This is a genomic window from Pseudomonas sp. ACM7 (genome assembly GCF_004136015.1).
GTDB classification, from domain to species: domain Bacteria; phylum Pseudomonadota; class Gammaproteobacteria; order Pseudomonadales; family Pseudomonadaceae; genus Aquipseudomonas; species Aquipseudomonas frigoris.
On sequence record NZ_CP024866.1, the window covers coordinates 863,885 to 887,615 of the forward strand.

Genomic DNA, 23,731 nt, shown 5'->3' on the forward strand with positions numbered 1-23,731 from the left:
CAAATCAGTCCCGCCCTACAGCGCGCGCTGAACAGCTCCTATGGAAACGTCCTACAAACCCATTGAATGAAGGACCGATCCTTCAGGAAGCGGAGAAGCGCGGGCCGAAAAGGATGACACTGGCCCCGATCACACACAGCGCCACGCCGAGCCAGTCCGAGCCCAGCGGACGAATCCGCTCGACCACCGCCAGCCAGCCGATCGACGCGATGATGTAGATGCCACCGTAAGCGGCATAAGCGCGACCGGCGTAGGTCGCTTCGATGCGGGTCAGCAGCAGCGCAAACAAGGTCAGACTGAACAGAGCGGGTACGACCCACCAGGCGCTTTTACCCTGGCGCAGCCACATCCAGAAGGCGAAACAGCCGGCAATTTCGAACAGCGCGGCGAGAAAAAACCACAGGTAATTGAGCATGCATACGTCTCGTGAGGATGGCCAATGGCGGCCACCCTAACGACGGTTTTGTATAAAGGGCAAGCTCAACTTGCGGTTTGTTTGGCCTTGGCGCGCATTTTATCGGCCATGACGGTCATTTCGTCGTAGAGCAGTTGCGGGTTCTTCTGCTTGAGCGCCCAGGCCATGCGGCCCTGCTCGTGAGGCAGGATCATGAATTCGCCGGCGGCGACGTGCTGATAGATGTAATCGGCAATGTCGGCCGCGGTGATCGGCGAGCTTTCCAGCAACTTGCCGACCTGGGCTTTCATGGCCGGCGTCGGGCCGCGGAAGGAATCCAGCAAGTTGGTCTGGAAGAACGACGGACACACCACATGCACGCCGATTTCCTCCTGCGCCAGCTCGATCAACAGGCTTTCGGACAACGCCACCACCCCAGCCTTGGCGACGTTGTAGTTGCTCATGGCCGGGCCTTGCATCAGGGCGGCCATCGATGCGATGTTGATGATCTTGCCTTTGCTTTTTTCCAGCAGTGGCAGGAAGGCCTTGCAGCCCTTGACCACGCCCATCAGGTTGATCGCGATCTGCCAGTCCCAGTCTTCCAGGGACAGTTCACTGAAGAACCCGCCCGAGGCAACGCCAGCGTTGTTGACGATGACATCGATGCCACCGAGTTTCTCGTCGCAGGCTTGGGCGAAAGCGGTCAGCTGGCTGTAATCGCGCACGTCGCAACGCTGGATAAAACCGTCGCCGCCGGCGTCGCGAACCAATTTCAGGGTTTCCTGCAGACCGGGTTCGCTGACATCCGACAAGGCCAGCTGCCAGCCTTCACGCGCCCAGCGCAGCGCGATTTCGCGACCTAAGCCTGAGCCCGCGCCAGTGATCATCATGCGATTTTGCATAGCAAACAGCCTTGTTGTTCCGGGGAAGATGGGCCGAGTGTAGCGAAGGATATTGCCGGACCCACGCTCCATCAGATTGCTGAATGGCCCGAGCAAACCGTGGCAAACACTGAACCAACTAGTACAACAAAAAACGAAATAAGCCTTTCTTCGAAAAACATTAAAAAAACTTGGAATTTTCTTTCATGCGCGACAGTCGGATTTTGTAAGCAGCCTGGTTTTATAGCATCCCGGCTGACAGTTAAACGCCAGGTATTCCAGAACACTTCCAACAAGGAAATAGACATGGGCACAATTCTTATCGTAATCCTGATCCTCTTGCTGATTGGTGGTTTACCAGTGTTCCCGCACTCCAGAAGTTGGGGTTATGGCCCGTCGGGTATCATCGGCGTCGTGTTGGTGGTGCTGTTGATCCTGCTGTTGCTCGGCAAGATATAAAGGTTTAACCGGCAAAAAAAAGAGGCCCTTTTCAAGGGCCTCTTTTTTTATTGCATCAAGACTTAGTCCGGCTTGCCGTCAACCACACCGGCGGTGTTGTCGATCAGGCTCTTGGTCGCCGTTTGCAGGAACGCTTCGAGCTTGAGCTTCAGCTCAGCGGTACGCGGTGCATCCGGAACGATCTCGGCGTGAGGTGTCGCGCCCAGTTCGTATTGGTACATCTTCGGCGCCATTTCCTTTTCCTTCGGCAGCACCAGAATCTGATCAACCGTGATGATGGCGGTGGTCTGCTCGCTACCCGACGGCTTGATCACGCCAAAACCGGTGTCGCCTTCAGGCAGGTTGAGCAGGTCGCGCCCCCAGCACTGATGACGCACTTCACCACCAATGCGGCCCATGATGGTCGGCACGATGTCGATCTGCGTGCCCACGGTATGGTCACGCTGGCCGAACTTTTCCTGGATGCCCGGTGCGATCATCAGCATCGGCACGTTGAAGCGGCCCAGGTCCATTTCGGTGATCTGGCGCTCGTTGCCAAAACCGTGGTCGCCGACGATGACAAACAGGGTTTCCTTGAAATACGGCTCCTTGCGGGCCTTTTCAAAGAACTGGCCCAGCGCCCAGTCCGCATAGCGCATGGCGGTCAAATGCTCGTTCAGGCTACCGCGATCGGTCACGCGCTCAACCGGTAATGGTGTCGGCAAGGCGTAAGGCGTGTGGTTGGACAGGGTTTGCAGCAGCGCATAGAACGGCTTGCCGTTTTCCCGCGCCTTGAGCTCTACCAGACCACGGTCGAACATGTCCTGGTCGGACACACCCCAGGTCGGATCGGAAAACACCGGGTTCATGAAGTCGTTACGACCAATGAAGTTGGTCATGCCCTGGTTGCTGAAGAAACCCGACTGGTTATCCCAGGCGAAGTCGCCGTTGTAGACGTACACGTCGTCATAGTCACGGGCACTGAGCAATTGCGGCAGGCCGGACAACTTGTGGCTGCCTTCCGGCGTCTGCATCAGGTATTCGAAACCTGGCAGGTTCGGGAAGCAGGCCATGGTGGCGAACATACCCTGGTGGGTATGGGTTCCGTTGGAGAAGAAGCGGTCGAACAACAGGCCTTCCTTCGACAGTTTGTCGAGGTACGGCGTGATGTTGCCCGGTGCACCCAAGGCGCCCACCGAGTGACCGGCCATGCTTTCCATCAGGATCACGACAACGTTCTTGATCGGCAGGGTCTTGTCGGCCGGCGGCGTGTAATCGCGACGCACGGCGGCGGTCTCGGCATCCACCAGTTTGTCGTCCGGCATCACCAGCATGTCACGCACGATTTTCTGCGCTTCAGGCTGTGGCAATGTGGCCTTCCAGACGTTGTCGCGATCTTCGGACATGCGGCTCTTGGCCGCGGCGACCAGCGACAAGGTGCCGTTGAGGCCCAACTGGTTGGCGAAGTTCGAGTTGGTGGTGTAAACGTCACCCCAACGCAGTGGCGGGCCCTGACGCAGGGTGCCACGAGCGGCCACCACGCAAACCAGCAGGCAGACGACGAACACCGTGATGCGCGCATACCACGGGGCGATCTGGCGCGTGCCGATGCTGCCGCCGCTGAAGGGGCCACGAGGCCGGGTGGCGCGGTCGGCGCCCTTGAACGCCAGGGTCAGGATCAACGTGCCCACGGCCCAGGCCAGCAGGTAGCGAACCACCGGGAAACCGTACCAGAGCATGCTCATCACGGTTTTCGGGTCTTCCTTTACATATTGGAAGACCAGGCCGTTGAGGCGCTGGTGGAACTCACGGTAAAAGTCCATCTCCATCAGGCCGAGGAACAGCGCGATGCTCGAGGCAATGGTCAGCCAGAACCGGAAGAATCCGCGTGCGGCCATCGCCCGGGCGCTGAACAGCGCCAGCAGCAACGGAATGCTGAGGTAGACCACCAGACGCAGGTCGAAACGCAGACCGTTGGCGAACGCTTCGAGAAAGGTCGAGGCCGGGGTGTCGAGGATCATCTCGCGGTTGTAAACCAGCAGCGCAACGCGCAGCAGGCTGAACATGACCATCATGACCAGGGCACACAGCAGCGTGTAGGCCAGATGCGATTTGACGGTCGGTTGCAGCAGGCGACTAGAAGCTCGCTGCTGACTCAGGGCGTCCGGGTTTGCCATGTCGTTTTAGGACCCATTGGAAGTTGAAGTTTCAAAAATACAGCGGCGCCTTGCCCTCTGTTGGCCAGTTCTCGGCCCCGGGGCTTGCGCGGTGCGCAAATGTTGCACGATCACCCGCGGCATTGCCATTGATTACTGTCTGCATGTTGGCGCGGGCGAATTGTCTTGGAGGCTTTGTGAAAATTTCGTGCAACGCATATTCGGAAACAAAATAAAGCAGCGTCTTTACTACAAAATGCAAACGCCCCGAACCAGTCGGGGCGTTTTATCAAAAGAGCAGCGCTGTTACTTCTCGGCGCGCTCTTTCAGGGCTTTCAAGGTATTGAAGGGCGCATCGACCACGAACTTGTTGGCGACCATCGACGGTATGCTACCGCCCGGCTCGGTGTGCACCTGATAGGTCACTTCAATCTGGTCACCCTTGGGCACGAACTTCCAGAAACCGTCGACTTTGGTCACCCGCACAAAGCCTTTTTCCTCAGGAATGTACTTCGGCACACCTTCAAGCTTACGGGTCAGGCTGCCATCGGCACCCTCGACGGTGGTCACATGCAGCACCGAATCACGCTCGGTGACCGGCCAAGGGGTATTGAACTGGGTGTAGGTCCAGCTCTGATCACCTTCGTGTTTGAGCAATTTCTGGGTCTTGCATTCGTGAATCCAGGCACAGGCCCCCGGCACGTCTTCCTGCAATGCGCGCAGTTTGGCCACGGTGGTCTTCATCAGCGTGACACCACGATAGGCCTTGTAATCGGAGCCGGCCACCTCGCTCAGGGAGATCTTGATGCCGTCCTGTTCCTTGGCGACTTTCCAGTCTTCGGCCTGAGCAGCCGTGGTGGCGAACATTACCGTCAAACCACACAGCACAGCCATACGTTGCAGCGAACCCATAGTCTTATTCCTTATTGTTGAAGATCCGTTCGTTGAACACATCACGCCGCCGTCATTTGCTCCCACCAACCCAGCAATTTGATCGCTTCGTCACTGCTGCTTCCGCAGACTTCGATGTCGGCTTCGAACGCCGAACACACTACAGGACGTTCCGGTTTGCCGAAAATGCCGCACAGGTTATCGACAGAGAGTTGTACGCAACGTTCTCCGGCGGGTTTGCCATTGGGCATGCCGGGAATCGGTGAACTGATGGAAGGGGCAATGCAACAGGCGCCACAGCCTTCACGGCATTTCATGACGACGAGCTCCTCGATGGGCGATGTGTTAAAGGACGTGGCACAGAGTAACCGCTAAAACGCTTGTTTAAAATTGTCTGGACCCGGGTTTTTTCGCTTAAACGAGCGTGACTGACCAGTCTCCGACAAAGCGTCTGGCCAGCGGGTCACGGACGGGAAGAAATTATCGTTTGAACTCGAATTCCAGGGCTGCGCCTTCAACTTCACGGCGCTCTTCGTTGCGCAGTTGCAACTGCATTTCGTTGCTGATCAGCCTTCCGTTGAGCTGAAACGGACCAGCCTTGTCACCGAACATTTGCGGCAATACTGCATCGTGCCGTGGCAACGCTACCGTACCGATCGGCTTCAAATCCTCGACCATGTCCTGGGGCAGACTCAAATCCAGATCGGCCGAAGGAAGCTTGGTTTTCACGATCTCACTGGCAGGTTTGGACTTGGAGGCAATTGGCGGTCGCTTTTTCACCTTGGCCGCTTTCTTTTTGACCGGCGCGACTTTCTTGGCGGGTGCTGTTTTTTTCGAAGTGGCGCTGGCTGCCGGTTTTTCTTGAAAGGAAGCCGCCAATACAACTTCGGCCTGGAAGGTTATCAGCAGGCAGATCGATAGCCAGACGGCGGGAAAAATCGGCTTCATGGACCCAACGATACAAACGGCAGGAGCCATATGCTCTCCTGTTGCAGGCGACATGACAAGCTCGGGCAGGAATAACCTGGCCGCCCCATCAAAAGCCGCCGGCCATCTCCTGACAGAGCTGGGTGGCGAGCATGCCAAGGGTCATCAATGCACGTTCGGCTTCACGGTTCCAGGGTGTGCCGCAGTTCAGCCGTATGCAGTGGTTGAACTGCTCGGTGTTACTGAAAATCAGCCCCGGCGCGATGCTGATGCCCTGCTGCAACGCACGAACATGCAACTCCTGAGTGTTGACCCGCCCCGGCAGGCTGACCCACAGAATGAAGCCGCCGGTCGGCCGGGTCATCTGCGTGCCTTCCGGGAAGTATTGCTGCACCGCCAGCTGGAACGCGCTGAGGTTCTTGCGGTACTCCTGACGGATATAGCGCAAATGCCGGTCGTAACCACCATTCTCCAGATAGGCCGCGATGCCCATTTGCGTGACGCTGCAGGCCGAATGGGTACTGAAGGTCTGCAAACGCTGGATTTCCTGCTGGTACTTGCCGGCAATCATCCAGCCGATCCGCACGCCCGGCGACAGGGTTTTGGAGAAGCTTGAGCAATAGATCACCCGATCCAGCCGATCGTAGGCTTTAAGTGATTTGGTGCGACCCTGCTCGAACATCAGTTCGCCGTAGATATCGTCTTCGACAATCTGGATATCGAAATCCGAGGCCAGGCGCAGCAGTTGCTTCTGCCGCTCTTCGGGCATGGTGCCGCCCAATGGATTGCTCAGACGAGTGGTCAGCACCAGCGCCTTGATCGACCACTGGTTGGCCGCCAATTGCAGGGCTTCAAGGCTCATACCGGTGGCAGGATCGCTCGGGATCTCGATGACCTTGAGGCCCAGCAGGTCGGCCAGTTGCAGCAAACCGTAGTAGGTCGGCGACTCGGCGGCGATCAGGTCGCCCGGGCGGGTCAGCACTCGCAGGGACATCTGTAAGGCATCAACGCAGCCGTGGGTAATCACCACTTCCGACGGATCGACCACCACGCCGGCATCGCGCATGCGGATCGCCACTTGTCGGCGCAACGGTTCGAAACCCGGGCTGAACATGTAGCTGAACGCCCGCGGGCTATGGAAACGGGTGACTTTGGCCAGTTGCTGATGCAGCGCCCGCACCGGAAGATAATCAACGCTCGGTACGGCTGCACCCAAGGGAAACACACCCTCGCGGCGGGATTCGACCAGGACTTGTTGGATGATGCTGCTGCGAGTGACCAGACCTGGACGCTCGACCCGGGCGATGTCCGGTGTCGGCGCCGTCAGGGCCGGGGTCTGGTGCACGTAGTAACCGGACTGCGGCCGGGCGCGGATCAGCCCCTGATCCTCGAGGTTGGCGTACGCCTGCAACACCGTCGCATGGCTGACGTTGAGCTGCGAGCTCATCTTGCGCACCGAAGGCACGCGCTCCCCCGGTTGATAGACGCCACGGCGGATGTCTTCGGCCAGTTGTTGAGCAATACGTTGGTAGAGCAAGAGATTGGTCATGACGCAGCACTCGATTTCACGGGCATTTTATTCTTGTGTGAAACAATACCGGAACAGTTTAGAAGTGTACTGGGACAGTTGCCACAATAGTCGACCGTACAGTGCAGTGTCAGCAAAAACTGTACTGCTTTGCGAACCAATTGGCAGCCAAAAAAAAACCGGCGCTGACTGGCAGGCCGGGTTGTAGGAGCTGTCGAGCGAAACGAGGCTGCGATCTTTCCAAGCCCACTTGAATATCAAGAGCAAGATCAAAAGATCGCAGGCTCCGCCAGCTCCTACCGGGCAGCGCCGAGCTGGCCTTTTTCGTCAGAGAACACAATTTCTACCCGACGGTTCTGTGCACGTCCCCGCTCGGAGGCGTTCACGTCGACCGGATACTCATCACCGTAGCCTTCAACCTGAATACGTTTATCGTCGATGCCCAAATCCATCAGCACGTCCGCCACCGATTGCGCACGGTCACGGGACAGCTTGAGGTTTTCCTGCTTGCCGCCGGTACTGTCGGCGTAGCCTTCGATGCGCACTACGCGCTTGGGGTTGAGCTGCAGGAACTGCACGATCTTCAACACCACGCGGTTCGCCGAGTTTTTCAACTCCGCTTCGCTCGTGTCGAACAACACGTCGCCCAAGGTCATCACCAGGCCACGGTCGGTCTGGGTGGTCGCCAGCGCGACAATCTGTTCTTCGAGCCACTTGCCCTGCTGCTGCACGCTGAGCAGTTTGGATTCGCGCAGGGCCAGTTGCAGGCGCTGACGCTCCAGTTCGAGCTTCGCCGCACGTTCTTCGTTGAGCACCTGATTGGTGTGTTCGCGCGCGATTTCGCTGTAGCGCTCACTCAGGTAAGCGTAATGCAGCACGTCCGATCCACTGCCCCAATAGCTGGACAGACGATCGGCACGGGCCAGCGACTCACCGGCGCGAATCACGTCCTTGGGCGCGATTCGCAGCACGTTGGAGTCTTCCTTGACCTTCTGAAAGTCAGTACTGGCCTGCTGCAACGCGGTCTCGCTGTGCTGACCAGCACAACCATAGAGGCTGGCGCAGCCCGCCAGGATCAAACCGCCCAGGGCTTTGGTCTTGAGGCTCATTGGGCATCTCCCAGTTGCTTGCGCAGGCGAGTGATGCGGGTATTGAGCACGTTCAACTGCTCCTCGCTCTTGAGGGTCAGAACCTGGGCTTCGGCCAGACGCGCGTCCAGCTCGGCCTGCTCGGCCCGCATGCGCGCGTTCTTGAAGGATTGGTCGTTCATGCTGCCCTTGGCGCGGTTGAACTTGTCTTCGGCCAGTTTCATTTCCGGCACGTCGGCGGCGGTGGCGCCCACGGCCTTGGCCTGATCGAGTGCCTGTTCGGTCAGGCGCATTTGTTCATTCGGCGCCGGATCGGCTGCACAACCCGCCAGAGCCAGAACGGCCAGGGCAGCGAAAAGAGGTCGAATACTCACTAAAAATCCCTACTGTTTTGGGGTACTGACAGGTTGTTGCTGCGGTTGTGAGAGCTGCGCCTTCCAGCGCTCGATATTGCGTTGCAGCACGGCTTCCGTCAGTCCGGACGCGGGCAATTCTGTCATCTTTTTGGCCAGCTGTCCGCGCAACCACGGATCGTTGCAGGCGGAGTTGTGGGAAACCGCGAGGAACAGGCCGGGTTTGTCGATCGGTTGTGGACGGGCGATCAGGTCGTTGGCCAGGTTAAGTGTCTGCGCAGCCGCCATGCCCGAGTAGCGTCCGGCAAGGACAAATTCCACCTCTCCCAGCAGCAATTTCTGAAAGGCCTGGGTCAGGTTAGGCGTACGGGCGAGGGTCAATTGCTGCTCGGCGAATACGCCAAATGCCGGGGTCATACGAGACTTTTCCGACAATGCGCCGGGATGACCGTGAAGGTCCTGCGCTTCGTTGTAGACCAGCGTCGAGTCTTTGCGGGTCCAGACCAGGTAATCGTTTTCCAGTAACGGAGGATGAATGTAATCCAGAGTGTCCAGCTCACTGACCGTCAATGACGCATCCGCCAGCATGTCCATGCGCCCACTGCGCACTTCGTCCAGAGCCTGAGAGCGTTTGCCGGCGTAAAGCAGTTCGACCTTGATCCCCAGCTCCCCCGCCACTTGCTGCAACAGGTCAGCACTGGCACCGATCAGGTGCTTGGGGTTTTGCGGGTCTTGCCACAGGTACGGCGGCGCGTCCGGGCTGCCGGTCACCACCAGGCGTTCGCACTTGCCCGCGGCGACGGACAGCGCCGGCAACACCGTCAGCCCCATTAGCAAAGACCAGCCGTAAACGCGGCGCAGATCCATGGCGACACTCTCCCACTCAAATCCGGAACAAAAAAAAAGCCCGACCAAAAGGTCGGGCTCTTTATAAGTCAGGCCGCTGGATTAGACCAGCTTCTCAAACTCAGGGATGGCTTCGAACAGGTCTGCCACCAGGCCGTAATCGGCCACCTGGAAGATCGGCGCTTCTTCGTCCTTGTTGATCGCGACGATCACTTTGGAGTCTTTCATGCCGGCCAGGTGCTGGATCGCGCCGGAGATACCGACGGCGATGTACAGCTGTGGAGCAACGATCTTGCCGGTCTGACCGACCTGCATGTCGTTGGGTACGAAACCTGCGTCGACCGCGGCGCGGGAAGCACCGACGGCAGCGCCCAGCTTATCGGCCAAGGCGTACAGGTGTTTGAAGTTGTCGCCGTTCTGCATGCCGCGGCCGCCGGAAACGACGATCTTGGCAGCGGTCAGTTCCGGACGATCGGACTTGGCCAGTTCTTCGCCGACGAAGCTGGAAATACCCGCATCGTGAGCAGCTGCAACGGCTTCAACAGCCGCCGAACCACCTTCAGCCGCCACCGGGTCGAAACCGGTAGCACGAACGGTGATGACTTTGACCGCAGCGTTCGATTGAACGGTTGCGATGGCGTTACCGGCGTAGATCGGGCGCTTGAAAGTGTCAGCGCTTTCGACCGAGATGATCTCGGAGATCTGGTCAACGTCCAACTGAGCGGCAACGCGCGGCAGGATGTTTTTGCCGTTGGACGTGGCAGCAGCCAGGATGTGGCTGTAGCCCTTGCCCAACTCGGCAACCAGAGGAGCAACGTTTTCCGGCAGTTGGTGAGTGTAGGCGGCGTTATCGGCCACCAGCACTTTAGCCACGCCAGCGATTTTCGCAGCGGCTTCAGCCACGGCGCCAGCGCCCTGACCTGCAACCAGAACGTGGATGTCACCACCGATTTTAACGGCGGCAGCCACGGTGTTCAGCGTGGCCGGGGCCAGCACTTTGTTGTCGTGTTCTGCGATTACCAAGATAGTCATGATTAGATTACCTTCGCTTCGTTTTTCAGTTTCTCGACCAGTTCAGCCACCGACTTGACCTTGATACCCGCGCTGCGTGCAGCTGGCGCTTCGACTTTCACGGTCTTGTTGGTGGAGGCGGTGGAAACGCCCAAAGCGTCCGGAGTCAGCACTTCGAGAGGCTTCTTCTTGGCTTTCATGATGTTTGGCAGGGACGCGTAGCGCGGCTCGTTCAAACGCAGGTCGGTGGTGACGATGGCCGGCAGTTTCAGGGAAACCGTCTGCGCGCCGCCGTCGACTTCGCGAGTCACGGCAACCGTGTCGCCGCTGATTTCGACTTTGGACGCGAACGTGCCCTGACCGTAGCCGCTCAATGCCGCGAGCATCTGGCCAGTCTGGTTGTTGTCGCTGTCGATGGCTTGTTTGCCAAGGATCACCAGCTGAGGCTGTTCCTTGTCGACAACAGCCTTGAGCAGCTTGGCAACGGCCAGCGAAGTCAGGTCTTCAGCGGATTCGACGAGGATGGCGCGGTCGGCACCCAGAGCCAGCGCGGTGCGCAGTTGCTCTTGAGCGGTGGACGGGCCGATGGAGACGACGACGATTTCAGTCGCAACACCTTTCTCTTTCAGGCGTACGGCTTCTTCCACTGCGATTTCGCAGAACGGGTTCATCGACATCTTGACGTTGGCGAGGTCGACGCCGGAATTGTCCGCCTTGACGCGAACCTTGACGTTGTAATCCACAACGCGTTTGACAGCTACAAGAACCTTCATGGATTCCTCGTTACTCTCCGGTGAAAAGAAAGTCGCCTAGGCGAACCTGGCGGTTTGATGCTCATCGGCGCAAGGGCACCTCTAAAAACGCTGGCAAAGGTGTCAAGTGACAAGCGCTCACGATGAAGATAACCGTTCGTCAGTGGTGACTGACGAGTCATTCATTATCGCGGCGTGTAAACTGCGCGCCAGAACCTGCGCTGCGCATCACCTTGTACTGCCATCGCCCTGTCTTTAGAGGTGCTCTTGATACCAACAGTCAGCCTACGGCGAGCGCAAAACCGACCGTATCTTGACCGGAACACCTATTCCGGTCAATACGGCAAAATGGCCAGTCATAAGCCGCGTGACTTTGATTTCTCTGGCTTTGAGCCGATTCAAACAAACGTTTGTATTGGACGCTAGGAGTGGTGTAGATATAATGCGCCACCTTAGAGAGAAAGGTGGCTCATCGATTGTCCTCTTCCTGCATTGCGCAGGGATTCATGGATGCGACACCAAACCTCCAATTAGAAAAAAAACTGTTGAGCCTTGAGTAGGAGATAACCTGTGGAACGCGAATACATGGAATTCGACGTGGTCATCGTCGGTGCCGGCCCCGCTGGTCTTTCCGCCGCCTGCCGATTGAAGCAGAAGGCCGCCGAAGCCGGTAAGGAAATCAGCGTCTGCGTGGTCGAAAAAGGCTCCGAAGTCGGTGCTCACATCCTGTCCGGCGCCGTGTTCGAACCACGCGCCCTGAACGAATTGTTCCCGGACTGGAAAGAACTCGGCGCGCCGCTGAACACGCCGGTCACTCGCGATGACATCTTCGTTCTCAAGAACGCCGACAGTGCGCAGAAGATTCCTGACCTCTTTGTGCCCAAGACCATGCACAACGAAGGCAACTACATCATTTCCCTGGGCAACCTGTGCCGCTGGCTGGCTCAGCAGGCCGAGAACCTGGGCGTGGAAATCTACCCAGGCTTCGCCGCTCAGGAAGCGCTGTTCGACGAGAACGGCGTGGTCCGCGGGATTATCACCGGCGATCTGGGCGTTGACCGCGAAGGCCATCCGAAAGAAGGCCTGTACACCCCGGGCATGGAACTGCGTGGCAAGTACACGCTGTTCGCCGAAGGTTGCCGTGGTCACATCGGCAAGCAACTGATCAAGCGCTTCAACCTCGACAGCGATGCCGACGCACAGCACTACGGCATCGGCCTGAAAGAAATCTGGGAAATCGACCCGACCAAGCATCAACCAGGCCTGGTGGTCCACACCGCCGGTTGGCCGCTGGATATCATGGGCACCGAGAACACCGGCGGCTCGTTCCTCTATCACCTGGAAAACAACCAGGTCGTAGTCGGTCTGATCGTCGACCTGTCTTACAGCAACACTTACCTGTCGCCGTTCGACGAGTTCCAGCGCCTCAAGCATCACCCGGTGCTCAAGCAGTACCTGGAAGGCGGCAAGCGCATCAGCTACGGCGCTCGCGCCATCAGCAAAGGCGGCCTGAACTCACTGCCGAAAATGGTCTTCAAGGGCGGCGCGCTGATCGGTTGCGACCTCGGCACCCTGAACTTCGCCAAGATCAAAGGCAGCCACACCGCGATGAAGTCCGGCATGCTCGCCGCTGAATCCGTGGCCGAAGCGCTGTTCGCTGAAAAAGACGGCACCGAAGAGCTGACCACTTACGTCGACGCGTTCAAGAAGAGCTGGCTCTACGACGAACTGTTCGCCAGCCGCAACTTCGGCCCGGCGATCCACAAGTTCGGCGCCATCGTCGGCGGCGGTTTCAACTGGCTCGACCAGAACATCTTCGGCGGCAAACTGCCGTTCACCTTGCACGACACCAAGCCGGATTACGCTTGCCTCAAGCTTGCGGCCGACTGCAAGAAGATCGACTACCCGAAACCGGACGGCAAGATCAGCTTCGACAAACTCAGCTCGGTGTTCATCTCGGGTACCAACCATGAAGAAGAGCAGCCGTGCCACCTGAAGCTGACCGACCCGAGCATCCCGATCGCCAAGAACCTGCCGCTCTACGATGAGCCTGCCCAGCGTTACTGCCCGGCCGGCGTGTACGAAGTGGTGACCATGGAAGACGGTGAGAAGCGCTTCCAGATCAACGCCCAGAACTGCGTTCACTGCAAGACCTGCGACATCAAGGACCCTGCACAGAACATTACCTGGGTGGCGCCGGAAGGTTCTGGTGGCCCGACTTACCCGAACATGTAAGTCGAATGGCTGAACATCAAGGCTCCCGAACGGGGGCCTTTTTGTTGCCTGCGATTCAAGCCACACCACAAACCAATGTGGGAGCGAGCTTGGTCCGGGCGGCGTTCCGACGATGGCGGCTTACTATTCAACATTGATGTCGACTGATACACCGCAATCGCGAGCAAGCTCGCTCCCACAGGGGGATCAGCGGTGTGTCAGGCAGCGCGCTCATCCCCCGGATTACGCTCGAAGTAGCGCTTGTACTCACGACTGAACTGCGACGTACTTTGATACCCGACCCGATGCGCCACCTGTGCCACGCCCAATCCCTCGCCCAGCAATAACTGCTGGGCCCTGAGCAAACGCAATCGCTTCAAATACTGCACTGGCGACAACAACGTGCTGCGTTTGAAATGCTCATGAAAGGTCGACGCACTCATGTTCGCGCAACTGGCCAGGGTTTCGACGTTCAGCGGCTCGGTGTAATGCGCATGCAGATGGCTGAGCGATGCCGCGATCCGGGCGAATTGACCCTGTTGCTCGACCAGCGCCCGCAGCACATCGGCTTGCGGCCCGCGCAAGGCGACGAACAACAACTCGCGCAATCGCGCCTGCCCCATAACCTGGCATTCCAGCGGATCGTGCAGGCAACGCAGCAGCCGTTCAACACAACCACGCATCGCATCGTCGAGCACCGCCGAGGTCATGGACTCTGGCGTTTGCGCCGCAATACTACGCCCCGGCGCCAGCCCCATGGCCAAGACCAACTCACCGAGCAACACCCGGTCAATGGCGATGGAAACGCCCAGCATAGGGCCATCGGGTGCTGAAAACGTCTCGCACTCGAACGGCACCGGCAATGCCTGAATCAAATAATGCCCGGCGCCGTACTCCAGTGTACGCGGCCCCAGATACGCCAACTTGCTGCCCTGGGCGATGATGACCAGACTCGGCTCGTAAATCTGCGGGCCGCGAGCCACATCACAACTGGCCCGCAAAACCTGCACACCCGGCAACGCCGTGGGAGCGAAACCGTCGCGATTAGTCAAAGGCTGAATCAGCGAAACCAGCGTGGCATTGGCATCCAGATGACGGGTCAACAACATGAGAGTTCTTCACAAAAAAGTCGCGGAAATAGGGATGAAAGCATCATCGCAGGTCTGATGGCCAATGCGACCCATTGAAGGCTGATGCCGGAGGATTAGGCATGACACCCGGAGGAATCACCATGGCCGGTGGCCGGTACGGAGCCCAGAATGCGCCACCTCACCCGTCACAGCTTTTGCGAGGTTCATCATGTACACCGCCATCGGATACGCCGCCCAGTCGGCCACCACTCCCCTCGCCCCCGTGAAATTCGAACGCCGCAGCCCTCGGGCCGACGACGTTGCGATCGATATTCTCTACTGCGGCGTCTGCCATTCCGACATCCATCAGGCACGCAACGAGTGGGGCATTGCCGTTTACCCACTGATGCCCGGCCACGAGATCGTAGGCAAAGTTACCGCCATCGGTGCGAATGTCACCAAGCACAAAGTCGGCGATCTGGTTGGCGTCGGGTGCATGGTTGATTCGTGCCGCAGCTGCGAAGCCTGCCAATCGAACTTCGAGCAATACTGCCTCGAAGGTCCGACCATGACTTACGCCACCCCGGACCGCGTCGATGGCAGCAACACCATGGGCGGCTATTCCGACAGCATCGTGGTCAGCGAACACTTCGTGGTGCGCATCCCCGAGAAACTCGACCCGGCCAGCGCCGCGCCGATCCTGTGTGCCGGCATCACCACCTATTCGCCGCTCAAGCACTACGGCGTGAAGGCGGGCGACAAGGTCGGGATTCTCGGCATGGGCGGCCTCGGCCACATGGGCATCAAGTTCGCCAAGGCAATGGGCGCTGAAGTCACGCTGTTCACCCGCTCGGCGAACAAGGCTGAAGAAGGTCGTCGCCAAGGTGCGGACCACGTGATCGTGTCCACCGATGCCGAACAGATGAAGGCCGCCGCAGGACATTTCGACTTCCTGCTGGACACCATTCCGGTGCAGCACGACCTCAACCCCTACCTCGATACGCTGCGTTTCGACGGCGTGCACATTCTGGTGGGCCTGATCGAACCGATCGATCCACCGGTCCACGCCGCCAAACTGGTATTGGGCCGTCGTGTGCTGGCCGGCTCGCTGATCGGCGGCATCGCCGAAACCCAGGAAGTGCTGGATTTCTGTGCCGAGCACAACATCACCTGCGACATCGAAATGCTCGACATCCGCCAGATCAACGAGGCTTACGCCCGCATGATTGCCGGTGATGTGAAGTACCGTTTCGTGATCGACATGGCAACGCTGAAGGTCTAAACCTTCGCGCCAAGTTCTGCCGAGAGCCGAGCCGTGACCCCTTTGATCAGGGGAATCAGCTCGGCCATTTTCTCCAGCGGCATATATGGCACGGTGCTGGCGATGCTGATGCCGGCAACGATGCGCTTGCTGGCATCACGGATCGGCGCTGCCACACAGCGGATCGACGGTTCGTTATCTTCCAGATCGAACGCATAACCGCCTGCCACATACTCGACCATGCGCTGCTGAAACTGCTCCCAGGACTGCTCCGGGTGCTGCGGCCAGAACTGATTTTTCCCACCCGCCGGCAAGCTGACTTCGTACAGCCGCTGCCATTCTTCCTGCGTGTCATCGAGCATCAGCGCCTTGCCGATCCCGGTGCGCGCCAACGGCATGCGATGGCCAACCCGCGAACGCATTTCCGGGCCATTGCGCCCCGGATTCTTGTGCAGGTACAGCACCTCGTCGCCTTCACGAATCGCCAGGTGAATGGTGTCGCCGGTCAACGCCGACAACTCATCCAGATACGGCCCGGCCAATGTGACCAGCGGCAATTCTTCACGCGCCTGGAAGCCCAGCTCGATCAACTTCGGCCCCAACAGATAACCGACTTGCGGCACCACACGCAGATAACGCTCGTCCACCAGGCAACTGGCCAGACGATGGGTGGTGCTGCGTGTCGTGCCGATCAACCGGGCGATTTCCTTGAGATCGCGGGCGCCACTGGCCACCGCCTGAACCACACCCAGACCACGAAGCAGTGTCTGGGTGCCGGTCGGTGCGGCGTCCTTGGCGATTTTTGGGGCGTCTTCCTGCATATCCAGCCTTTACCGTTGAGCGAGTGAACGGGCGGCATTATGGTCGCCCGCATGCCGCAACTACAACTTGATACGCTCGACTTTGCCGACCAGCAAGATGTAGGAAAGCGCGCCAATCAACGCCAGAACCGAGATATAGGTGATCGCGGGAGCGAACGAATCACCGGTAGCGAGGAAACCGATGACGATCGGCGTGGTAATCGCCGACAGGTTGCCGATGAAGTTGAACACCCCACCGGTCAACCCGAGCAATCGCGCCGGGGCCAACGTTGAAACCAGCGACCAGGTGATCGAAGCCAGCCCGTTACCGAAGAACGCCAACGCGAGGAAGGCAATCACCAGCGGTGTCGACTCGACGAAGTTGGCGCCGATAATCGAGGTGGAAATCAGCAGACCGCCAATGATCGGCAACTTGCGGGCGAAACCCACGGTGTAGCCGCGACGGATCAGCCAGTCGGAGAAGAACCCGGAACAGAGCACACCGACGAAGGCGGCGAGAAAAGGCAGCGACGCCAGCAGGCCGGACTTGATGAAGTCCATGCCGCGATACTTCACCAGGTAGGTCGGGAACCACGTCAGAAAAAACCACAACGTCGAGTTGAGGCAGAACTGGCCGAGATAAATGCCCCACAACTTGCGCTTGGTTAGCACGATGCCGAGGTCGATCCAGCTGAATTTGGCTTTGACTTTGGCTTGTTCAGCCTGGATATCCACCAGCCCGCCACCTTCGCGGATCAGGTCGATTTCGGCGTCATTGGCACCTTTGAAATCCCGTGGCTCGCGGTACACCGCGTACCAGATCACCGCCCAGAGAATGCCCACCGCACCGGTGCTGACAAACACCATGTGCCAGCCATATTGATGTTGCAGCCAGGCCAATACCGGTGTCAGGAACGCCAGACCGACGAATTGCCCGGAGGTATAGAAACCAATGGCCGTGGCGCGTTCGCGCTCGGGGAACCAGGTGGTAACCACACGGCTGTTGATCGGGTACGCCGGCGCTTCCAGTGCACCGACCGCCATGCGCAATACGAACAGTGCGATGAAGCTGGCGGCGAAGCCGAGCATCACCGTGGCGATCGACCATAGCAGCAATGCGACGCTATAAAGAATCCGCGGCGGCACCCGATCCACCAGCCAGCCGCCGGGGATTTGCATGGCGGCATAGGTCCAGCCGAATGCCGAGAAAATCAGCCCGACGTGGATCGGGTCGATGCCCAGTTCGCTGGTCAGCGCCGGGGCGGCGATGGACAGGTTGCTGCGGTCCAGGTAGTTGATCACCACGGTGATGAACAGCAGGACCATGATGAAAAAACGCTTGCGGCTGGGCGTCACCAACGACGCCTGCCCGGTGAGGGTTTGCGGTTGCATGGGGAGTGCCTCTTCTTATGTTTATTGAGGTCGATGAAAAGCTTGGATTGACGCAGATCTTCCGGTCAATGGAGATCAAATGTGGGAGCGGGCTTGCTCGCGAAAGCGGTGGTTCATTCAACATTGATGTCGGCTGACACCCCGCTTTCGCGAGCAAGCCCGCTCCCACAAAGGGATTGTGTTGAGTCAGTGAGAACTCACCACTCAGCAAAGCTGCCATCGGCATGGCGCCAGATCGGGTTGCGCCAGCGGTGACCGACCGCCGCGCGTTCGATGACGTATTCCTCGTTGATCTCGATCCCCAGGCCCGGGCCATTCGGGATTTTCACGAAGCCTTTGTCGTAGTCGAACACCCGCGGATCCTTGACGTAATCCAGCAGGTCATTGCTCTCGTTGTAATGAATGCCCAGGCTCTGCTCCTGGATGAACGCGTTGTAGCAAACAGCATCCAGCTGCAAACACGCCGCCAGTGCAATCGGGCCCAACGGGCAATGCAGCGCCAGCGCCACGTCGTAGGCTTCGGCCATGTTGGCGATCTTGCGTGTTTCGGTGATGCCGCCGGCGTGAGACGCGTCCGGCTGGATGATGTCGACATAACCTTCGCTGAGCACACGCTTGAAATCCCAGCGCGAGAACAGCCGCTCACCGAGGGCAATCGGGGTGCTGGTCAGCGGCGCCAATTCTTTCAGCGCTTCGTAGTTTTCGCTGAGCACCGGTTCTTCGATGAACATCAGTTTGTACGGGTCGAGTTCCTTCATGAGGACCTTGGCCATGGGCTTGTGCACCCGGCCATGGAAGTCCACGCCGATGCCGACGTTCGGCCCCACCGCATCGCGCACGGCGGCGACGTTGGCCAGGGCCAGGTCGACTTTTTCGAAGGAATCGAGGAATTGCAGCTCTTCGGTGCCGTTCATTTTCACCGCAGTGAAACCACGCTCGACGGCTTCCTTTGCAGCGCGAGCGGTGTCCGCCGGGCGGTCGCCGCCGATCCACGAATAGACGCGAATCTTGTCCCGCACCTGACCGCCCAGCAGATCGCTGACCGACACACCCAAGGCCTTGCCCTTGATGTCCCACAACGCCTGATCGATGCCGGCCAGCGCGCTCATGTGGATCGCGCCGCCCCGGTAGAAGCCACCGCGGTAAAGCACGGTCCAGATGTCTTCGATGTTGCGTGGGTCTTTGCCGATCAGGTAGTCAGACAATTCTTCAACGGCAGCCGCCACCGTGTGAGCGCGGCCTTCGACCACGGGCTCGCCCCAACCGGTCACGCCCTCGTCGGTTTCGACCTTGAGGAAGCACCAGCGCGGCGGAACGATGAAGGTGGTCAGTTTGGTGATTTTCATCTCGTGCTCTCTTTTTTATAAATGCAGCTCTTATTAGATGCAGCGCTCGCAGCGCCAAAAAGTCTTAGCGGAGGGCTTTCCAGGCAGCCACGTAGGCCTTGGCGTTAAGCGCCACTTCATCTGGGGTCATGCCCGGTTTGAACAACCCGGAACCGAGGCCGAAGCCTTTGACGCCCGCGTCGATAAACACCTGCATGTTGTCCGGCGTGATCCCGCCGACCGGCGCCAGAATCGTTCCCGCAGGCAGTACCGCGAGCCAGGCTTTGACGACTGCCGGGCCCATCTGCTCGGCCGGGAACATCTTCAGCACGTCCGCCCCTTCGGCCAATGCGGCGAAGGCTTCAGTCGGCGTCGCCACACCCGGCGACAGGAACAACCCCGCCGCTTTCGCTGCGCGCAACACCTTGGCATCGCTGTGCGGCATGACGATCACTTGCCCCCCCGCTGCTTTCACTTGCTCGACCTGCTCCGGCGTCAACACCGTGCCCGCGCCGATCAGGCAATCGGCGGGCAAGGTACTGCGCAGGATGCGGATACTTTCGTACGGCTCAGGGGAATTGAGCGGCACTTCGATGACGCGAAATCCGGCGGCGTAAAGGACTTCGCCGATGGCTGCCGCTTCTTGCGGGCGCAGGCCACGCAAAATCGCGATCAGACCGTTTTGCGCCAATGCTTGCTTGAGCATTTCAGACCTCCAGTCAGGTTTAACGGGATGGGTTGGGTGTGATCAGTCCGGCGGCAACCGCCAACTGCCACAAGCCGCGCTCGGTGGCCTGTTCGGCCAGGGTCACCCGGGCAAAACCGCAGGCGTCGAGCGCCCGGCTGTAGCGGGCACAGAGTTGGGAATTACCGATGAGGATGATCGAAGGCAGATGAACGCTGTTGCGTCGGCGTCGCTGAACACTCGCCAACGCTGACAGTTCATGGCCGATCAACAAGCCGGACAAGTAATCCGGTTGGGCGGTGGCGCTGAGTTCGCCGGTCAAACCGAGGCTGCGGGCACTGAACAATGTCGACAACGGTCCGATCTCGCCATCCGTCGACAGGGCCACCTGCACACCACGATCAAAGGCTTGGCCATCGAAGGACGCGCCCTTTTGCTGGGTGCGTCCCAGAATGCTGTGTTCGCTAAGCACGGCGAAGACTTCGCCGGTCATGAAGGTATCGAAATGCACGATGCAGCCGTTGGCCACTTCCACCCACTTCGAATGACTGCCCGGCAGGCCGATCAACAGATCACCACCCGCCTCGGCCGGTAGATTCTGCAGCACGCCGAGCACTTGGGTTTCTTCGCCGCGCATCACGTTCGGCAGGCGCGAACGCTGAATCACGCCCGGCACGATGTGCACGTCGACACCGCGAAGACTGCGAACCGTTTGTAGGGAGATTCCGAGATTGGCGACGTTTGCCGGCGTATCGCGGTAAGCCGCTTCGAGCCAGCCTTGTGCGCTGCCGACCATGCCGCATGCAATCACCGGCAAATCGGGCTGCGCGTCGAGCCAGTCACCGCAAGCCTCATCGAAGGCCAGTTCAAAACCGTCGGTACATTCCTGACCCGCAATCATTCGCGGCGTCCTGGGCAGCTGCATGATCCCCGACGACAGCGAACGCTGTTCGAGCACCAGGCCACCTGCGGCGAGTTTGTAAGCACGTAATGAGGTTGTCCCCCAATCGAGCGCGATCAATTGCGCCAGCATCGCTTCACCTGTTTTGTTTATAGGCAGTGAGTGAGCTGGACTATAGGCCTTCCGGAGCACAAATCTCAATATGTAATTTCGAATCCCATATTTTGGGATATTGCTTTCTGGCCTCTCCTTCAGGTTTGGATGGACCACTGACTTTGCGACCATCCTCCGCGCCGTTTTGCATTCAGTACTTAGCGATCTCTCGTAACAACTCTTTCGTAGGAACCTGCATCTCTTCCGAAAAATAGGTTTTGTAAGAATAGGCATTGATTCTAACTTTGCAGGTAATTGACGCCTGCTCGGCCAATAGCGAACTAAGAGCTTCGCTTTTCATCACAGCATCGTTTGTCGAACTCTTGACTTCACTAAATATTAAATCAGCCTTAAACACCTGTTCACCACCCTGCTGAACAGTTTCAATAAACCCCTCCCCGTATTGGTGGATGCGGTGAGCCACTGAAAAATCAGTATCACCGTCCAAGGAGCAAATTAATGTCTGACTTATCTTTGATTTAAACAAATTCACCACATCTACATTTGACGTAAAGCTAACTTGATATATACGTTTGTCTTGATAGCGCTCGACGCTGACGTACTCCAATTTAGCAATGGGCTTACCATGATTCATTGCGCATGAAGCGCACAGCATGAACATTAAACACAGGAGCAATCTAGGCACATTTTTTTCCTTTGAAGTGTTCAACTATCGACTCCATTAAAATATCCCTGGCCGACTTACCGCATTCAAGCACGGCGATGTAAATCGCCCACGCGTCGGCATGATTAACATCAACACGACCGTTCATATTTGGACCGGATGCCATATTCCACTGCTCACCAAAATCGGCCACAAGGTCGGAAAAATTCCAATCCTTGGCATCTGCTCTCACGTTGACCCAGTACTCTGCCTTTGGTTTGGGTTCTTGCTGATAGATACTCGAGATCCCATAGACAATTTTTCCTTCACCCACAGGATCCAGCGTGACTAAAACCGGAATTCTATACCCTCGATTACTTAACACTGCTGATAGGTGAGCACCATTCCATCCACCCAGGCTGTGACCCACTATATATACAGGCGTTGTTAGATCCGGCGCCTTGGCCAGAACATTGGCCTGAAGCCCTTCATCAGTTAAAAAATCGTTACAACTAAGATGATGCGCCTCATAGGTATCAGCAAGGCCTTCAATTTCCATATTTTTAATGAAGATTTTGCGAGCTTCCACGACGTTATTATTGGGCCCCGTCAGATAGTAACTTTCCTTGTCACCGGCCCCACCGACAAAAAATACAACGATGGTCTTGGGGGTAACTGACGCTTGTTTAACAGTAACATCCGTTTTACACGTCAAGTCATGAGTCACCACCAGCTTCTGACATCCCTTCAATGCAGGATTTTCGGCTCCCATTTCCTGCTACTCCACGAACAATTTAATGGTTTCGGGGACATGCGAACTTACCATATGGGTAAAGCCCGCTTCATTCGTGATGCCATGCTCCACACGTCCGTCTCCGCGTTGAATGGCGTAAGGATAGTTAGGCATAGGGGCGCCCGTGATCTCATTGATCACTTGCATTCGGTCATTGAAGTGCACCGGCATCGGCAACAACCCACTGAACGCAGCGCCTCCGCCACTCTGGCCAATAATTACCGTGCCGGAGCCGCCAACGACCACGTTGCCGTGACCACCCGTACTGTCGAGCGTTGCGGCGTTGAGACCGTTGATGAATACCGTTCCGGACACGGCACCGGTGATCGGGCTGCCGCAGGCGGATTTGTCGGTCATGCGGGCCGCGGCGAGGCCGTCGAAGAAAACGTCCGGTGAGCCGGACACGATCGGGTTAGTGCCATGGCCCGGCAACGGGCACGCGGTTGGGTCGGTGACGCGCGCAGCGGGTTTTCCACTCAAGTCAAAGCTCCTTGCTTCTGAAGTTCAGGGGGAAGGTGATAGATATCGATGTCGGTCGCGGCGAAGCGCCAGCGATTGTCGATCGGGTCGAACAGCGCATGACAATTGTCGCGACTGTCGGAAAATGTGGCGTTGTGAAGGGTTTGCCAGGCTTCGTCGACCTGCCATCGCAAATCAGCACCCGAAACGTTGTCGAGGTCATTGAGCAAGGTGTTGTAGTCCCGCAGACCAATCCGGTCGTAGGTGGTTTGCAATAGACAGGCCATTTGCGGACCGAACTCGACGTAGTGTTCCGAGGTCCATTGGCCGATGTCGGAATAGACGTACCAGCCCATTGGTACCAGCGCTCCGTCATTCAGCAGACATTGACCTGTCTGGGCGACGAAGCCACAGCAGACATGCAGCGCCAGCCAGCCCTGATGTTCCTGGATAAACGAGTTCGGATCGAACGTGCGAAGGGGTACGACGCGGTACTCTTCAAGACCGCGACTGCGCGTCATCAACTCGGCGTCCAGACGCGAAACGAAGGCCCGAATCGCCTTACCACCCGTGTGGTTGAGGGTGCAAAGAATATCCACCGATTGGCGATGGAGGTCGTCAGTCGAGCCAAGTTTTTTGACCAGACCATACAAACGCATATTCGCCCGAAGTCCGCTCATCGCCCGTCACTCATTGATGCGGCGAAGGCTCCACGGGCGTGGAGATAAAGTGCCAAAGGCATTGCAGGTGTCGTCCGTGAGCGCGCAAAAGGCGCACAGAATGCCGGACTAGAGCGGTGGCGACAACTG

The 23,731-nt window shown here is 58.2% G+C and carries 26 protein-coding genes; 3 read left to right on the top strand and 23 right to left on the bottom strand.

Annotated features, from left to right (window positions below):
- Positions 1 to 82: 82 nt before the first annotated feature.
- The 3 genes from CUN63_RS04135 to CUN63_RS04145 form a co-directional block, all read right to left on the bottom strand.
- Positions 83 to 415 carry a YnfA family protein gene (locus CUN63_RS04135; RefSeq protein ID WP_129437378.1) on the bottom strand — a complete coding sequence of 111 codons (333 nt, stop codon included), beginning with the start codon at positions 413 to 415 and terminating at the stop codon, positions 83 to 85.
- 65 nt (positions 416 to 480) lie between these two features.
- Positions 481 to 1,296 carry an SDR family oxidoreductase gene (locus CUN63_RS04140; protein ID WP_129437379.1) on the bottom strand — a complete coding sequence of 272 codons (816 nt, stop codon included), beginning with the start codon at positions 1,294 to 1,296 and terminating at the stop codon, positions 481 to 483.
- 71 nt (positions 1,297 to 1,367) lie between these two features.
- Complete coding sequence (locus CUN63_RS04145; RefSeq protein ID WP_129437380.1) at positions 1,368 to 1,583, bottom strand: hypothetical protein; 216 nt, start codon at positions 1,581 to 1,583, stop codon at positions 1,368 to 1,370.
- On the opposite strand from CUN63_RS04145, the gene CUN63_RS04150 reads away from it, so the two are divergent.
- Positions 1,576 to 1,734 carry a DUF3309 family protein gene (locus CUN63_RS04150; protein WP_172901242.1) on the top strand — a complete coding sequence of 53 codons (159 nt, stop codon included), beginning with the start codon at positions 1,576 to 1,578 and terminating at the stop codon, positions 1,732 to 1,734. The genes CUN63_RS04145 and CUN63_RS04150 overlap by 8 nt on opposite strands.
- A gap of 62 nt (positions 1,735 to 1,796) precedes the next feature.
- Here the strand turns inward: CUN63_RS04150 and CUN63_RS04155 are convergent, their stop codons facing one another.
- The 10 genes from CUN63_RS04155 to CUN63_RS04200 form a co-directional block, all read right to left on the bottom strand.
- Positions 1,797 to 3,890 carry an LTA synthase family protein gene (locus tag CUN63_RS04155; RefSeq protein ID WP_129437382.1) on the bottom strand — a complete coding sequence of 698 codons (2,094 nt, stop codon included), beginning with the start codon at positions 3,888 to 3,890 and terminating at the stop codon, positions 1,797 to 1,799.
- Between the two features lie 285 nt (positions 3,891 to 4,175).
- The gene (locus tag CUN63_RS04160) at positions 4,176 to 4,781 is read right to left on the bottom strand and encodes an START domain-containing protein (protein ID WP_129437384.1); all 606 of its coding nucleotides are present in this window, start codon (positions 4,779 to 4,781) and stop codon (positions 4,176 to 4,178) included.
- 41 nt (positions 4,782 to 4,822) lie between these two features.
- On the bottom strand, positions 4,823 to 5,077 hold the full coding sequence (locus tag CUN63_RS04165; protein ID WP_129437386.1) for a YkgJ family cysteine cluster protein: 255 nt from the start codon (positions 5,075 to 5,077) through the stop codon (positions 4,823 to 4,825).
- Positions 5,078 to 5,240: 163 nt separating this feature from the next.
- Positions 5,241 to 5,708, bottom strand: coding sequence for a translation initiation factor 2 (locus CUN63_RS04170; protein ID WP_129445057.1), 468 nt, complete (start codon positions 5,706 to 5,708; stop codon positions 5,241 to 5,243).
- A gap of 88 nt (positions 5,709 to 5,796) precedes the next feature.
- Complete coding sequence (locus tag CUN63_RS04175) at positions 5,797 to 7,236, bottom strand: PLP-dependent aminotransferase family protein (protein WP_028620632.1); 1,440 nt, start codon at positions 7,234 to 7,236, stop codon at positions 5,797 to 5,799.
- 275 nt (positions 7,237 to 7,511) lie between these two features.
- The gene (locus tag CUN63_RS04180) at positions 7,512 to 8,324 is read right to left on the bottom strand and encodes an OmpA family protein (protein ID WP_129437388.1); all 813 of its coding nucleotides are present in this window, start codon (positions 8,322 to 8,324) and stop codon (positions 7,512 to 7,514) included.
- The gene (locus CUN63_RS04185; RefSeq protein WP_129437390.1) at positions 8,321 to 8,677 is read right to left on the bottom strand and encodes a DUF4398 domain-containing protein; all 357 of its coding nucleotides are present in this window, start codon (positions 8,675 to 8,677) and stop codon (positions 8,321 to 8,323) included. Before CUN63_RS04185 ends, CUN63_RS04180 begins: the two co-directional genes overlap by 4 nt.
- A gap of 9 nt (positions 8,678 to 8,686) precedes the next feature.
- The gene (locus CUN63_RS04190) at positions 8,687 to 9,523 is read right to left on the bottom strand and encodes an ABC transporter substrate-binding protein (RefSeq protein ID WP_129437392.1); all 837 of its coding nucleotides are present in this window, start codon (positions 9,521 to 9,523) and stop codon (positions 8,687 to 8,689) included.
- 81 nt (positions 9,524 to 9,604) lie between these two features.
- Positions 9,605 to 10,534, bottom strand: coding sequence for an electron transfer flavoprotein subunit alpha/FixB family protein (locus CUN63_RS04195; protein ID WP_123364825.1), 930 nt, complete (start codon positions 10,532 to 10,534; stop codon positions 9,605 to 9,607).
- Between the two features lie 2 nt (positions 10,535 to 10,536).
- Positions 10,537 to 11,286: an electron transfer flavoprotein subunit beta/FixA family protein gene (locus CUN63_RS04200; protein ID WP_056745417.1), complete on the bottom strand. Its 750-nt coding sequence runs from the start codon at positions 11,284 to 11,286 to the stop codon at positions 10,537 to 10,539.
- A 549-nt stretch (positions 11,287 to 11,835) separates the two neighbouring features.
- Here CUN63_RS04200 and CUN63_RS04205 point away from each other — a divergent pair.
- The gene (locus CUN63_RS04205) at positions 11,836 to 13,500 is read left to right on the top strand and encodes an electron transfer flavoprotein-ubiquinone oxidoreductase (protein WP_129437393.1); all 1,665 of its coding nucleotides are present in this window, start codon (positions 11,836 to 11,838) and stop codon (positions 13,498 to 13,500) included.
- A gap of 197 nt (positions 13,501 to 13,697) precedes the next feature.
- Here the strand turns inward: CUN63_RS04205 and CUN63_RS04210 are convergent, their stop codons facing one another.
- Positions 13,698 to 14,588: an AraC family transcriptional regulator gene (locus tag CUN63_RS04210; protein ID WP_046049104.1), complete on the bottom strand. Its 891-nt coding sequence runs from the start codon at positions 14,586 to 14,588 to the stop codon at positions 13,698 to 13,700.
- Positions 14,589 to 14,778: 190 nt separating this feature from the next.
- On the opposite strand from CUN63_RS04210, the gene CUN63_RS04215 reads away from it, so the two are divergent.
- Positions 14,779 to 15,831: an NAD(P)-dependent alcohol dehydrogenase gene (locus tag CUN63_RS04215; RefSeq protein WP_129437395.1), complete on the top strand. Its 1,053-nt coding sequence runs from the start codon at positions 14,779 to 14,781 to the stop codon at positions 15,829 to 15,831.
- Here CUN63_RS04215 and CUN63_RS04220 read toward each other — a convergent pair.
- The 9 genes from CUN63_RS04220 to CUN63_RS04260 form a co-directional block, all read right to left on the bottom strand.
- Entirely contained in the window at positions 15,828 to 16,631 is an 804-nt protein-coding gene (locus CUN63_RS04220) for an IclR family transcriptional regulator (RefSeq protein ID WP_008152270.1), read from the bottom strand. The two genes, CUN63_RS04215 and CUN63_RS04220, sit on opposite strands and share 4 nt — an antisense overlap.
- A gap of 60 nt (positions 16,632 to 16,691) precedes the next feature.
- Complete coding sequence (locus CUN63_RS04225) at positions 16,692 to 18,002, bottom strand: MFS transporter (RefSeq protein WP_056745425.1); 1,311 nt, start codon at positions 18,000 to 18,002, stop codon at positions 16,692 to 16,694.
- A gap of 197 nt (positions 18,003 to 18,199) precedes the next feature.
- On the bottom strand, positions 18,200 to 19,348 hold the full coding sequence (gene dgoD / locus CUN63_RS04230; protein WP_008152275.1) for a galactonate dehydratase: 1,149 nt from the start codon (positions 19,346 to 19,348) through the stop codon (positions 18,200 to 18,202).
- A 64-nt stretch (positions 19,349 to 19,412) separates the two neighbouring features.
- The gene (locus CUN63_RS04235) at positions 19,413 to 20,033 is read right to left on the bottom strand and encodes a 2-dehydro-3-deoxy-6-phosphogalactonate aldolase (RefSeq protein WP_129437397.1); all 621 of its coding nucleotides are present in this window, start codon (positions 20,031 to 20,033) and stop codon (positions 19,413 to 19,415) included.
- A gap of 19 nt (positions 20,034 to 20,052) precedes the next feature.
- On the bottom strand, positions 20,053 to 21,045 hold the full coding sequence (locus CUN63_RS04240) for a 2-dehydro-3-deoxygalactonokinase (RefSeq protein WP_129437399.1): 993 nt from the start codon (positions 21,043 to 21,045) through the stop codon (positions 20,053 to 20,055).
- Between the two features lie 172 nt (positions 21,046 to 21,217).
- Complete coding sequence (locus tag CUN63_RS04245) at positions 21,218 to 21,736, bottom strand: hypothetical protein (protein ID WP_129437401.1); 519 nt, start codon at positions 21,734 to 21,736, stop codon at positions 21,218 to 21,220.
- Positions 21,705 to 22,442 carry an alpha/beta hydrolase gene (locus CUN63_RS04250; protein WP_129437403.1) on the bottom strand — a complete coding sequence of 246 codons (738 nt, stop codon included), beginning with the start codon at positions 22,440 to 22,442 and terminating at the stop codon, positions 21,705 to 21,707. Before CUN63_RS04250 ends, CUN63_RS04245 begins: the two co-directional genes overlap by 32 nt.
- A 6-nt stretch (positions 22,443 to 22,448) precedes the next feature.
- Positions 22,449 to 22,943, bottom strand: a complete 495-nt coding sequence (locus CUN63_RS04255) for a PAAR domain-containing protein (protein WP_129437405.1) — start codon at positions 22,941 to 22,943, stop codon at positions 22,449 to 22,451.
- Positions 22,940 to 23,602 (bottom strand): hypothetical protein, encoded by a 663-nt coding sequence (locus CUN63_RS04260; protein WP_129437407.1) that lies wholly within the window; start codon positions 23,600 to 23,602, stop codon positions 22,940 to 22,942. Before CUN63_RS04260 ends, CUN63_RS04255 begins: the two co-directional genes overlap by 4 nt.
- Positions 23,603 to 23,731 lie beyond the last annotated feature (129 nt).